General features: G+C 63.2%; 11 protein-coding genes. 4 read left to right on the plus strand and 7 right to left on the minus strand.

Annotated elements, in window-relative coordinates; all coding sequences use genetic code 11:
• Positions 1–443 precede the first annotated feature (443 nt).
• From ACERLL_RS04035 to ACERLL_RS04045, 3 genes are all read right to left on the minus strand, one after another.
• On the minus strand, positions 444–1,469 hold the full coding sequence (locus tag ACERLL_RS04035) for an IS110 family RNA-guided transposase (protein WP_373654765.1): 1,026 nt from the start codon (positions 1,467–1,469) through the stop codon (positions 444–446).
• A 275-nt stretch (positions 1,470–1,744) separates the two neighbouring features.
• Positions 1,745–1,972 (minus strand): hypothetical protein, encoded by a 228-nt coding sequence (locus tag ACERLL_RS04040; protein ID WP_373654766.1) that lies wholly within the window; start codon positions 1,970–1,972, stop codon positions 1,745–1,747.
• A 154-nt stretch (positions 1,973–2,126) separates the two neighbouring features.
• Entirely contained in the window at positions 2,127–3,851 is a 1,725-nt protein-coding gene (locus ACERLL_RS04045) for a bifunctional protein-serine/threonine kinase/phosphatase (protein WP_373654767.1), read from the minus strand.
• Between the two features lie 429 nt (positions 3,852–4,280).
• Here ACERLL_RS04045 and ACERLL_RS04050 point away from each other — a divergent pair, with 429 nt between their 5' ends.
• Together ACERLL_RS04050 and ACERLL_RS04055 are read left to right on the plus strand one after the other, a co-directional pair.
• The gene (locus ACERLL_RS04050) at positions 4,281–5,111 is read left to right on the plus strand and encodes a formate/nitrite transporter family protein (RefSeq protein ID WP_373654768.1); all 831 of its coding nucleotides are present in this window, start codon (positions 4,281–4,283) and stop codon (positions 5,109–5,111) included.
• Positions 5,112–5,524: 413 nt separating this feature from the next.
• Positions 5,525–6,424: a sulfotransferase family protein gene (locus tag ACERLL_RS04055; protein ID WP_373654769.1), complete on the plus strand. Its 900-nt coding sequence runs from the start codon at positions 5,525–5,527 to the stop codon at positions 6,422–6,424.
• A 298-nt stretch (positions 6,425–6,722) separates the two neighbouring features.
• On the opposite strand, the gene ACERLL_RS04060 is transcribed toward ACERLL_RS04055, so the two are convergent.
• Complete coding sequence (locus ACERLL_RS04060; protein WP_373654770.1) at positions 6,723–7,190, minus strand: YybH family protein; 468 nt, start codon at positions 7,188–7,190, stop codon at positions 6,723–6,725.
• Positions 7,191–7,265: 75 nt separating this feature from the next.
• Positions 7,266–7,784, minus strand: coding sequence for a MarR family winged helix-turn-helix transcriptional regulator (locus tag ACERLL_RS04065; RefSeq protein ID WP_373654771.1), 519 nt, complete (start codon positions 7,782–7,784; stop codon positions 7,266–7,268).
• Between the two features lie 202 nt (positions 7,785–7,986).
• Between ACERLL_RS04065 and ACERLL_RS04070 the strand changes: the two genes are divergently transcribed.
• On the plus strand, positions 7,987–8,613 hold the full coding sequence (locus tag ACERLL_RS04070; protein ID WP_373654772.1) for a hypothetical protein: 627 nt from the start codon (positions 7,987–7,989) through the stop codon (positions 8,611–8,613).
• 546 nt (positions 8,614–9,159) lie between these two features.
• The gene (locus tag ACERLL_RS04075) at positions 9,160–10,836 is read left to right on the plus strand and encodes a PAS domain S-box protein (RefSeq protein WP_373654773.1); all 1,677 of its coding nucleotides are present in this window, start codon (positions 9,160–9,162) and stop codon (positions 10,834–10,836) included.
• 15 nt (positions 10,837–10,851) lie between these two features.
• Here the strand turns inward: ACERLL_RS04075 and ACERLL_RS04080 are convergent, their stop codons facing one another.
• Positions 10,852–11,346: a sensor histidine kinase gene (locus ACERLL_RS04080; RefSeq protein WP_373654774.1), complete on the minus strand. Its 495-nt coding sequence runs from the start codon at positions 11,344–11,346 to the stop codon at positions 10,852–10,854.
• Positions 11,347–12,294 (minus strand): PAS domain-containing sensor histidine kinase, encoded by a 948-nt coding sequence (locus ACERLL_RS04085; RefSeq protein ID WP_373654775.1) that lies wholly within the window; start codon positions 12,292–12,294, stop codon positions 11,347–11,349.
• Positions 12,295–12,985 lie beyond the last annotated feature (691 nt).

The raw sequence follows: 12,985 nt of genomic DNA on the forward strand, positions 1-12,985 counted from the left end.
CTTGCCTCGTACGTCCCGCTAGGTGTACCAACGTAGGTGTCATGAACTCTGGGGCTTACGGGGCAACCGCCGTGCCAAGGTCCTAGAATGCTGTTTATAGGATATTCCTTTTTCCGGTCTCCGGACCTTCCCAAGCTTTTCCCCGGCCAGTGTTAAAAAATCTATGGACCGCTCCCTGTTTGCAAGCGGCACCTCCGGTTGGGGAAGGGACGGGTTGCGTTAATCTATCCGGCTTCGTGATGGGGCGCTATCGGCCCCGAGCCGTGATGGAGAGATTCGCGCCTGCGGATCCTGCATAAAGTCCCGGCTTCAAAGAGCCATTTTTTGAATCAGGGTTGCCGCAGGCCGATTCCCGTTTCCGCCATCCTCTGGGTCGCTTGCAATTGCTCGGGGTGATCGTTCCTATTTGCCGGTTTCAGCGCGTCTTGGCGGAAGGGTGCTGATCAGGCAGCCGCCGCTTCCGAGCGGAATTCCTCACCGCGGGTGAGTACCGCCCAGGCCACGCGGGTGAGCTTGTTGGCCAGCGCCACCGCCGCCTTGTTCGCATGGGTCCGCCCATCGAGCTGCCGGATCCACCGGCGCAACGCATCATTGTGTCTGTGCGCATGCCGGAGCAGGGCCCGGGCACCGTGAACCAGCAGGGTCCGCAGGTAGCGGTTGCCCCGCTTGCTGATGCCTAATAGCCGCGGCTTGCCGCCTGTCGTGAACTGCTGGGGGACCAAGCCCACCCAGGCCGAACAATCGCGGCCTTTTGCGAATTGGCTGCCGTCGCCCACTGCGGCCACGAAGGCAGTCGCGAGCATGGGACCGATGCCTGGTACCGTTAAAAGCCGGGCGGTTCGGGCATCCTGGCGGGCCAGCTGGTTCAACTGCTGGGTGGCCCGGGTTACCCGATCATCCAGTTCCTGCAGCTGGTGCCAGTGCTGGGCGATCAGGTCACGGGCCCCGTCTGGCAGGCCGTTTTCCGCGTCCTCCAGGATGGTCGGCAACGCTTTGCGCAGATTGGCCATCTTCTTGGGTACCGTGATGCCGAATTCCAGGAGCATGGCCCGCACGCGATTCGCCGTTTCGGTGCGCTGCTTGATCCAGCCCTGGCGCGACCGATGCAGGAATTGGATTTCCTGCTGGGTGGCATCCTTGACGGTCACCTCGGGCATGGTCGGCCGGGTCGCCGCCTCGGCAATCGCAGCGGCGTCCGCCTCGTCGTTTTTCTGGCCCTTGGTATAGGCCTGCACGAATTGGCCGGGGAGGATAACCGGCCGGTGGCCCATCGCCTCGGCCTTGCGGGCCACATGGTGTGAGCCCGCGCAGGCCTCCATGGCAACCTGGCACGGGGCCAACTTGGCCAGAAACCGAATCAAGCTCGTGCGGGTCAGTTTTTTCCGCTCCGCCAAGTGGCCGCTTTCATCCAGACCCACGACATGGATCGTGTTCTTGCCCAGGTCAATGCCAAGCGTTGCAATGCGCATGGAGCCGCTCCTCCGTGAATGAGTCCATCGCTTCGAGGGACGGACTCAGCCTAATAAAGGGGGAGCGGTCCATTCCATTAAAGCTCCACCCCCGGGACAGGACACGGTCAAGGGCCACACGAGCTCGGATGGGACATTGGCGAAGCTAGGAAAAGGCGGCCTCCGGGCCGCCTTTGTTGGCATTACGGGGTCATTACGGGTGCAAAAACCCACCGATCGCCACCCGGGTGGCGTCTCGCCCTACCCGCCGCTCATTCCAGCGGCTCCCCGGGGGCTTACCGGTGGTTCCGGTGGGCGATCTCCTTGTAGTTCTCCCCGGTCTCCAGGCTCCTTTCCAGGGTGGCCTCGTGCTTCACCCTCCCGTACCGGGCGGCGTCTCCCCCGGTGGCCGGGCGGGCCGGGCCGCTGGGCCGCTCGGCGGCGTTGAAGGCGTCGGGATCTTCCCTCTTGCGCCGCGGCTCCTTCTTTCGTTTTCTATCCGTCCGGCTGGGGGTTAGGGCCATTGCCGCCTCCCTCCCTTTGGCGTCGCTCGCTCGGCGGGTGATGGCGTGTCTCACCAGCTGCGAACTTGCCGGAAGCCATCCGGTGTGAGGCCTTTTCTGTTTCCGCTTCCCCGTACGCGCCATGCGCCCCCCTGCCGAACCTTCCGCCATCGATTCAGCGCATGACCAAAAGGGCCGCAATGATGCCCGCCAGGATCGCGGACACACCCTGCCAGAAGCGCTCCGGGCTGCGCTCGATCAGCGGCCGGCGGGTCTCGTTGAGGAATTCCTTGCGCGGGTGCCGCAGGTCGTAAGCGAGCTCGTCGACGTCGGCGTAGCGGCGCTCCGGGTTGGGATGGACCGCCTTGCGCAGGGTCGCGTCCATCCAGCCGGGGACGGCCCGGTTGTGGTTCCAGGCGGGGTCGTACTTGAGCTTGTTCTGGGCCGCCCGGGTGCGGGCGCTCGGTACACGGGTGCCGTAGGGCAGGGCGCCGGTGAGCATCTGGTACGCGGTCACGCCCAGGGAGAAGATGTCCGCGCGCGGGGTGCCGGCCGCGCCAAGGAAGTACTCCGGGGCCGAGTACTGCTCGGTGCCCAGCAGCCGCTCCCCGCCGGACCCCGCTCGGCCATCCACCAGCCCGGCTACCCGGGTTGCCCCGAGATCGATTATGTGTACGGTTCCGGCTTCGTCGATGAGGATGTTGTCGGGCCGGATGTCCTGATGGACCATCTCGTGGCGATGGAAGGCCCGCAGCCCGCGCGCCACCTGCTCCACGATGCCGCGCACCCGTTCCAGGCCGGGCTCGGGGTTGTCGCGCATCCACTGGGTGAGGGTCCGACCCTCGATGAGCTCTAGGACGATGTAGGTGAAGTTGCGGGCCCTATCGGGCAGGCACGGCCGGATCACGTGGGGGCTGTTCACGCGCCGCGCGATCCACTCCTCGGTCAGGAATTTCTCCAGCAGCACCGGGTCGTTCTTCAGCTCGGCGGCGGGGGTCTTGAGCGCAACGGTGATCCCGGACTCCAGGTCCCGCGCCCGGTAGACGTGGCTGCGGTGGCTGGCATGGATCTCGCGCAGAACCTGGAAGCCGTCGAGCTCGGTCCCGGGCTCCAGAGCGGGGGGGAAGGGGAGGTCGGCCCAGCGATGCCGGTTCTCCTCGAGCCCGGCCTCGGGCAGGTCGGTCACCCGGACGAGCTGCGCGGTCAGATTGTCGGTGCTGCCCTGCTCGTAGGCTGCGTTCACCAGCGCCTTGGCGGCGTCGTCGAGGTGGTCGCCGTGGCGGTTGATGGTGGCCGCCATGGCCGCCGGGGGCAGGTGCTCGTAGACGCCGTCGGTGGCCAGCAGAAAGACGTCGTCCCGTTCCAGCGGCAGCGATCGGTAGTCGACCTCCACCTGACGGTCCACCCCCAGGGCCCGGCCCAGGTAGCTCTGATTCGGGGACAGCCAGACGCGGTGGTCCTCGGTGACCTGCTCCAGGGTCCCGCCGCGGAGCCGATAGATGCGGGCGTCGCCCACGTGGAAGACGTGGGCGCTGGCGGATTTGAGCACCAGGGCGCTGAAGGTACAGACGTAACCCCGCTCGCGGTCGAAGGGATTGGCACCGTGACGGGTCAGCGAGTGCAGCCAGGCATTTGTGGCCATGATCACCCGCTGGGCGGACTGCTTCACGGACCAGGCCTCCGAGGTGCAGAAGTAGTCCTCCAGGAAAGCGCTGACCGCGGTCTCGCTGGCGATCCGGCCCACCTCGCTGGTGCTGATGCCGTCGGCGAGGGCGACGGCCACGCCTTTGCTGCCCCGCTGCGCCCCCTGGGGAAGGAAGGCCCCGTAGAAGTCCTGGTTCTCCGCCTTGCGCCCCGGGTGGGAGCTCTGCCCCACGGAGATCTCCAATCGCCCGCCCATGGGTCCCCCTGACTAGGTAGCCCGCCTTTGAGAGTCCGGGCCCGGCGCTTACTGGCCGGCCCGTTGCCGCCCCCCGGCTGCAACCGCCGTGCCCCTTTCAGGGCGCTCGTCGCCGGACGCCTGCCCGGCGCAGTGCCCCAATGTAGTGCCGGCAAGGCTCCTATGCACCGTTTTGGTGGGTGGACGGGGGGCGGCAGAGTCGCGGCCATGATCCCCGGCGGGGGTCCGGCCGAGGAGACGAGGCCCCATCACGGACCCATCGCGCCGCCATCGCGGGGCCCGCCCGGGGCCGTCCGGCGCAGGTTGGCACAGCCCGTGCTCTATCCCGGGCGAACCGGCCGGATGCAGTGGCTGGGCGTTGCCGGTGCACCCGGCGACCCCCCGCCTCTGGATGCCGGCGCGAAGCGGGCCACTTTTGGAGGCAAAATCATGTCTTATCTTAGTCCATCGGAGTTCGTGACGAAGCTCGTGGACCAGGGCGAGTCCAAGGTCTACATGAGCGAGCGCGATACCATCCTGCGTGGTTTCATGGCCGGTGCCACCCTGGCCCTGGCGGTGGTGTTCGCCGTCTCAATCGCGGTTAACACGGGCTCGTTCCTTGTGGGGGCCCTTCTCTTCCCGGTCGGCTTCTCCATGCTGTATCTCATGGGCTATGACCTGTTGACCGGCGTCTTCACGATCATCCCGATAGCATGGCTCGATGGCCGCCCGGGCGTGACATTGCCAAGAATGTTGAAGTCCTGGCTGCTCGTCGGTGTCGGGAACCTCGCCGGCTCCCTTTTTATCGCCTTTTTCGCCTTCCTGTATTTCACCGACGGCTTCAACGCCGAAGTCAACGCCATCGGTCAGCAGATAATGGCCGTCGGCGAGAAGCGCACCAGCATGTACGCCGATGCCGGGTTCTGGGGCCTGCTCCACCTGTTCATGCGCGGTATGTTCTGTAACTGGATGGTCTCGATGGGTGTGGTTGGGGCGGCCATCTCGACGACCGTGCCGGGCAAGGTCATCGGCATGTGGATGCCCATCATGGTCTTCTTCTACCTCGGCTTCGAGCACTCCGTGGTGAACATGTTCCTGTTCCCCATCGGGCTCATGATGGGCGCGGATTTCACCTTCTCCGAATATCTGTTCTGGAACGAGATCCCGACGGTGCTCGGCAACATCGCCGGCGGACTGGTCCTGGTTGGCCTGGTGCTCTACACGACCCATGTGCGTACCGGGCCCAAGAAGGAGTTCCCCGAGGTGGCGACGGCCAAGTAGGCCATCGCCGGGGCTGACCGCCAGACTCCTCCTTCAAGACCCCGTTCCATTGGCCCGGCCGAAAGGCCGGGCCAATTTTGATTGGAATGACACGGCCTTCCCGCGAGAGCTTCTTACGAAGCCTCTTCTCCAAATGCCCCCGGCTCCGAGCCCGTCCGAGCAAGGTCCCCCATTTTGTGAAAGGGCCATGTCCGTAGGGGTACCGGTGGTCGGTACGTATGTGCATGGGGTATCTGAGCTTGATACTAGGGGAAAGATGGACCGCTATCCCCAATCTACGGGGACCAACCGCAGGGGGAACGCAAGAGGTCTACCAGGTGGTTTTCAAAGACTTCGGACGCCAAAGGCTGACAAGCAGCGGTGGGCTCGATCGCCCCTACTGGATACGGACCCGCATGAAGGTCCTCCCGGCCATGCTTCAGCGCCCCAGCCTGGAAGCCAGGCCATTCAGGAAACCGAGTCCCGTTTTCATAATCGGTTCGGTACGGTCGGGAACTACATTACTACGTTCGGTGCTGAATTCCGGCGGGGAGCTGGCAATCCCTCCTGAATCCTTCGTCCTGCCGGAAGTCATTACCAAATTCAAGAATTATTGCTATCTCCCCTGGAGCGATTTGGTGAAGCTGATTATTGGTGAGTTTGTCTCCGATCCATTCTGGCATTCCGACTGGAATATGGATGTCTCCCCATGTTACGAGCGAATGATTGCTTTGCCGGAAAGTGAGAGGAGCCTGGCTTCCATAATAGAATCCATATATAAGGAATATTCATTACAGAATTACGGTGAAGAAAGAAGGTGGGGTGACAAAACGCCCTATAATTGCGTTGCATTGCCTTCCCTACTAAACACTTTTCCTGATGCGCAGTTTGTGCATATTGTTCGGGATGGTCGTGATGCCGTCTCTTCCGCCATAAGGGCGGGTATCTATGATGATATAGAAGAGGCTGCCCGGCGATGGGAGAAAGATGTAAGGGCATGTAGAGATCTGGGGTTGCAATTACCTGATGAGGCCTTCTTGGAAATAAAATACGAGCATTTTGTGACCTATCCGGATTCAAAGATAAAGGAATTGTGCAATTTTCTCGGGGTAACCTATAGTTATAAAATGCAAGAATATTATAAAAGTCCTGGCGATATTCGAGTATCTTATAGGGAAGCCCACAAGAATCTAAATAAGCCAATTTCGGGGAATTCTATAGGGAGCTGGAAAAGACGCTTGTCAAAGGGGCAGGTGCGTGCCCTGGAAAAGCTGGTAGGAAGTACCCTGCGGGAATTGGGATACTTTGAAAGTGAGCAGGCCGCTGAAAAATAGCCCCTAGTGGCCCTGTTTCTTCCTTGAAAGCCGAATAGCCTTAACAGAAAGCTAGAATCCGGAGCCCTTCATCGATCTATCAGGGCCCGCCCTGGGGTAAGGTCCGCCGATCCGGCCGTCAATCCGGCGTAGACCCGTTGGCGCTGACGTCGTCGATGGTGCTCCTGGCGAGGAATTGGCGGCCGACCACGCCCAAGTCGAAATCCAGACCATCCGTCGCGCCGTGGCAGCCCAGACCACTCGTGGATGGACCGGCAGCCGCCGGGCTCCCGGTCCCCTCCGGAAACTGGAGCCAGGCTCAGTTCCAGGTGTGCAGGGCCGGCTTCCAGTCGCCGTCCTCCTGACGGTGAAAGATACTTACCAGACGCCCGCCGTAGGTCTTCATGCCGCCACTGCCGTCCGGTCCCCGGGCCTGCCAGCGGGCGACCTGGTAGAGCGTGTCCCCACGGTCGCGCACTTCCACGATCTCGATGGAATGGTCCTCAAAGCCCTTGCCCAGGAGGTTTTCGAAGAAGCCTTCGATCTCCTGGCGGCCGCGTAGCGGCTCGGTGCCCGGCGGGATCACCAGGGCGTCGGCGGTATACAGATCGGCGAGCCCGGCGGCGTCACCCCGGTTGAAGGTGGCGTTCCAACGCTCGTTCGCCGAGCGGACAGTCTCTTCCGGGCCCGCACCCCACGCTGCGGATGCGGTGGTCAGCAGGGCGAAGCTGATGACTAGAAGGCGGGCGAAGCCGAGTTCCGGCGCGCGAAATGGCAGATTCATCATGGGTCTAATCCCTATCGATTGGAAGGTGCGGTATAGTAAGGATCCTAACTTTCCGGCAGGAAAGCGGGAACCCCTTCAGGGGGCAGTTTCCGCCCCCAGCATGGCGACGCGGGACTGGATGGCCTCCAGGTCCGCGACTAGGCGCTGGCGCTCCTCCGTTTCCAGGTCTGTGAACAGGGCGGCTACCCGCCGGTAGTAATCCGGCATTACGACGTCCATCAGCTCTTTTCCGGCAGAGGTCATGCGGACCTGGGTGGAGCGTCGGTCCCGGGGATCCGGAATGCGCTCCACCAGCTCTGCTCGCTCCAGGCTGTCCACAAGGCCCGTCATGGTGGCCCGGGTCACGCCCGCCTGCTCCGCGAGCTCCGAGGGCGCCGCGGTCAAATTACCCCGCCGCATCAGTAGTACCAGCACCCACCATCGGCCCTGCTGCAGATCGTGGCGGGCCAGGCAGGCATCCAGGCCGTCGAAAAGATCGCTGGCTACCCGCAGCAGGGTAAGGAAGCTCTCCACTGCCGAAATGTCCATGCCCGGATAGCGGCTGGCGAACTTTTGCAGCGTCTCGTATTTGGGAAGATCACGGAGCCATAGCATGGGTCCTAATTATACGGATCCTAACCAATTGGTCAAGCCCCATTCGATCATGATTTTCCGGGGCGCTCGGGTCTCGGGGCGGGATCGCCAGGCGGGGAAATTCCGGCTAGCCTACCCAAAAGGTGTATATAAAATATTTCTTTTTGCGGCGTGGATTGATAGGTTCCCGGGAAATACCCCCACTGCAGAAGAGGAGGCTGTCATGGCTTTGCCGATCAAATGCTTCGGGACCCTACTGGCCGCCGCCGTTCTGTCCGCCGGTACGGCACAGGCCGGCGATCCGTATGTGGCTGAGCTACAGCCGCTGAATGCCGACAAGCTGGGCCGCTCGGCCGAAGGTACCGCCACGCTCGAGGTGCGGGACGGCCGCCTGACCATCAGCGTTCAGGCAAGCGGCACGGCGCCCGGAACTATGCACCTGCAGCACTATCATGGCTTCACCACCGGCAAAGACGCCGGGTGCCCCGGCACCGATGCGGATACCAACGGCGACGGCTACGTCGATCTGCTGGAGACGGAGCCCATGGCGGGCACTACCCTCGTGCCCTTCCACGGCAGCCCGGCCAGCCTCAAGATCGCGACCCATTCCTATCCGACCGCGGACTCCGACGGCCGCATCAGGTACGAGCAAACGGTGGCCATGGACGAGCTGGAAAGCGCTCTGGAGCGGGAGCACGACGTATCGGATGTCGACTTCGACAAGCGGGTAGTCTTCCTGCATGGAACCGCGAAGTCGGCCTCGCTGCCGGATTCGGTCCGCTCCCTGCCCGGTGTGCCCGCCCAAGTCACCCTTCCCATCGCTTGCGGAGAGATCCGCCAGACCCGGTAGGGGATAAGACCCTTCAACCGGCGGATACGCGCCCTGGCCTTATGCCCTGTGGCATAAGGCCTTTTTAGTGCGCGTCGCATGCCTGCCCTCCCCCGCCTTGCTCTCCGTGGACCCGCCGATTACCCCCCGGCTACCGTAGCCCCTCACGCTCGCCATGATTCAGTTCCGGATTGCTAGACTAGTGAATTCCCTCGATTGTTGGGGGCAGTGCCCGGCAACGGGTACGGAAGGTCCGCCAGCGGACCGAGGAAGTCCGGGGCGCTGCGAGGAGGGTGTGCTTTATCCAGAAAAATGAATAGCTTGCTTGGTTGGGCCGGAGGTATTCTGTTTTCCCCGGGAGGGTCTTTGTGAGGGTAAATTTACATCCGCGAGGGCCCACCCGGTTTTTCCGGGGCATTGAACCGGGATTATCCCAAGCTGTCTCTAGTTTAGGCCTGTTCTGCCAGGGGCTGCGAAACGTGCTCCCGCATTGGGTCCTGTCGGGGTGCCCAGGCGCAGGAGGTGGTCCCGGACTACGAACCACTTTTTCCAGGGGAAAACCTTGAAATGAGTGAAGGAGCGTCTCAGGTAGCCCGAGCCCTTTCCCAGTATTCCTTCGAAGTGGGAGAAGCCGTTTCTCCGGAGGCCCTGCAAATCCGTCTGCGACAGCAAGCGGTGGTGGCGGAGCTCGGTGAAATGGCGCTGCGCGGGGCCTCCCTGCAAACCCTGTTCGAGGAGGCGGTTCAGGGGCTCAGGGAGGTCCTGGACGTGGATTATGCCAAGGTGCTGAAAAACCAGCCTGTTTCCGGGACGGCCCGGCTGGTGGCGGGAGTGGGGTGGGATTGGACGGCGGAAGGGATGGCGGTCTCCACGGGGCTGGACTCGCAGGCCGGGTACACCCTGGAATGCGACGGTCCGGTTATCGTAACGGATCTGGCCGAGGAAGCACGGTTCTCGGGCCCGTCTCTGCTCCTTGAGCACGGGGTGGTCAGCGGCATGAGCGTGGTCATCCGCGGTCCCGAGGAGGAGCCGTACGGGGTGCTGGGCGTGCATTCCCGTAGCCACCGTCTTTTCACGCAGTACGACGTGCATTTCCTGCAAGCGGTGGCCAATGTGCTCGCGACCAACATCCAGAAAGCGGCGTCCGAGGCCGCCCTTCGCCGAAGCGAAGAGACTTTCCGGGAAGCCTTCGAACAGGCGGGGGTGGGGATCGTCATTACGGACGTGGATGGACGCTTTCAGGAGGTGAATCCCGCTTTTGAGCAGCTTGTCGGTTACAGCCGCGCGGAGCTGGTGGACGGCGGCATGACCGTTTTCCAGGTCACCCACCCGGAGGATCGGATCCAGATCCAGGAGGAGGCCGCGCGGCTCAGCGCGGAAAAGATGGATTCGTACTCCCTGGAGAAACGGTACCGGCACAGGAACGGCAGCACGGTGTGGGCCCTGGTGACCGTGGCGCGGCTCCCGGAGAATCATAATTTCCCCATGCAGTTCGTGGGTATCGCCCAGGACATTACCCAGCGCCACGAGGCGGAGCAGGCCCTGGAGGACGCGGATCGGCACAAGGATGAATTCCTTTCCATGCTCGGCCACGAGCTGCGCAATCCCCTGACCCCGATTACCACCATGAGCCAGCATCTGGTGAACAATTGGGAGCGAACGGACCACCACCGCGTCCAGGAGGCGGTGTCGATCATCTATCAGCAGAGCACCCACTTGGCGCGCATGGTGGAGGATCTCCTGGATCTGAGTCGCATCAAGCGCGGCCGGCTCGCCCTGCAGATGGAACCGGCGCTGGATGCCCGAAAGGCTGTTCGGCAGGCGATGGATTCCATTGCGCCGCAGGTCGAGGAGAACCGCCATACCATGCGGGTGGAGCTTCCCGACCACCCCCTGCCGACCGCCGGCGATCCCACCCGGCTGACCCAGATCGTGGCCAATCTCCTCGGCAATGCCACCAAATTCACCCCGGCTGACGGAACCATCCAGGTACGCTGCGCCCGGGAAGGGAAGCAGGTGGTCATCGCGGTGAGCGATGACGGCAAGGGGATCCCGAAGGCCCGGCTCCGCACCCTGTTCCGGGACTTCGACCAGAAGGGCTTCCAGGACTCCGAACTGGGCGGCCTCGGGCTCGGACTTTCCCTCGTGCGCCGCCTGGTGGAGATGCACGGCGGGGAAATCGAGGCGGAAAGCCCGGGCGAGAACCAGGGCAGCATCTTCCGGGTGTACCTGCCGGCCTGCTAGGGCCGTCGTGCCTTTTTATTCGCGGGGGAGCCGTATCTGGAAGGTGGCTCCCGGCTCGTGAGTGTTGTTGCGGGCGTCCAGACGGCCCCCGTGCCCTTCGACGATGGAATAGGCGATCCACAGCCCCAGGCCCACGCCGTCTTCCTTGGTCGTGAAAAACGGCCGCACGATCACGTCCATGTCCATGGTCTCCGGCAGGCCGGGGCCCGCATCCACCACCGAGATCAGCACCTTGTCCTCCGTCGACCGGGTTTGGACGATGACCGGCGGCGGCGTGTCTGCAAGCCGCGCCCGGTTGGCTTCCTGGTCATTATGGATCGGGTTGTGGAGCACCTCCTGGATTTGCAGGCGGTCGGCAACGACGTTGGGTAAGGCTTCCTCCAGGTCGAGCCGGATGGCCACCTTGGCGTCGGAGGTGCCGCCCCGGAGGAAAGGCTGCAGGCGGCGCAGCAGACCGTTCACATCCAGGCGCCTGAAATCGGGGCCGTCGCCCTTCAGGAATTTCCGCACCTACACGAGCACCTCGCTGGCCTTCTGCGCCTCCTCGGTGATCCGGTCGAGTAGGTCCGCGAAGCGGGTGGAATCCAGGGAGCGCTGGGAGAGAAGCTGGTTCCCCGCCGCGGCGTAATTGTTCAGCGCCGCGAGCGGCTGGTTGAGCTGGTGGGTGAGCAGCGAGGTCAGTCCTTCCATGGAGATCAGCCGGCTCACGCTCTGGAGCTGTTGGGCGTACTGGCGTAGCCGTTCCTCGGTGGTCTTCTGGGTGGAAAGGTCGATCCCAACCAGGGAAAAGCGCTCCACGTTTCCGGGTGCGTCGTAGTGGGCAACCACGGTAACCAGGAACGGTACCTCCTGCCCCCTTTTATCCAGCAGGGCCGTCTCGCCCACCCAATACCCTTCCCGGGCCGCCGCGGGAAACGCCTCGTCCTGCATGAGCTGCCCGGCCCAATCGGGATGTATGCCCCGCACCGTGACATGCGGGGAAAGATCGCTTCCCAGAAGCTCCTTGGCGTACCGGTTGTGATAGAGGAAGTGGAGATTGCCGTCACAACGGCCCACCAAGCCGGGAAACGCCTCCAGGATTTCCGTTAGCTGGTCGACGGAGTGCTCGCTTTGCTTCAGTCGGGACAGATCGGTGATGAATACGACGGACAGGGAGGGCGCTCCCTGCTCGTCAAGGCACGTCGTTCCATTGGCAAGCACGGGTACCGGTTGGCCGTCGCCGCGGACGAAGCGCAGCTCATGGTAGCGGTTCGCTCCATTCCAGCGCTTTTGCACTTCGTGCCGGAAGGTCTCCCGATCCCTGGGGTCCAGCCAGCGGTTTGGATGGGAGCCCACCAGGGCCTCCCGCGAGCTGTCCAGCATCCGGCAGAGGGCCTCGTTGGCTTCCAGGATCTCCAGCGTGTGTATATCCGCCACCAGGAAGCCTTCGGAGGCATGCCGCAGGATATGCTCGACCAAGCGTCCCGTGCCGATGCCGAGAAAAGTGTCGGCGGTTGATTGCGGCGCTTCCTTCCGGGGCACCTCCCGCAGGCAGCAATGGATGCCCCGGGCCCCCTCCAGGCGGACGACCAGCCCCTGGGCGCGCAGGCATCGCCGAAAAGTCGTTCCAATAGCTCGGCGCCCTGCTCGAAGGAGCCGGGCATGGGCTTCCCTGGCATCTTCGCCCCTTTTCGGTATCCAGTAAGCGCTGCTTGCTCGAAGCTTCCTCAGTTTTCCCGGAGAATGCACCCATGGACGGCAGCGCGGAGCGTGCTGGACGGGAAGGTCCGGAAGGGAAAGGGTGGAACGGCCGCAAGGGAAAGGGGGGCACTTCCCCGTCCCTTGTATCGCCCTGGCTGGATTGGGCGGGCGATTGGACGGAAGAATGGCGCGGCTGGCCGTTGCTGTTCCCGGTCGGTACCAAGTGGCCGTCCCCGGGAGCCCGTCATGAATCTCCGGCGGGAGTAAGCTTGAAAAGTTACACTTTTGCGGGCGCAAAGTGGTTTTCAGAAAGAAACGCGCAATTCGTCAGGCTGGCATATCGGGCATGGTGCGCTCCCAGGCGTTCGGCAGGTATCGGTTGGGCATCCCCGGCTAGTAATGAAAGGGGATAGATGTTGCTCCATACGGGGTCCGGAGCCCCCTCTTCGAGTTATTTGCCTATGATCAC

It is taken from the genome of Thiohalorhabdus sp. Cl-TMA (assembly GCF_041821045.1).
Classification (GTDB): Bacteria; Pseudomonadota; Gammaproteobacteria; order Thiohalorhabdales; family Thiohalorhabdaceae; genus Thiohalorhabdus; species Thiohalorhabdus methylotropha.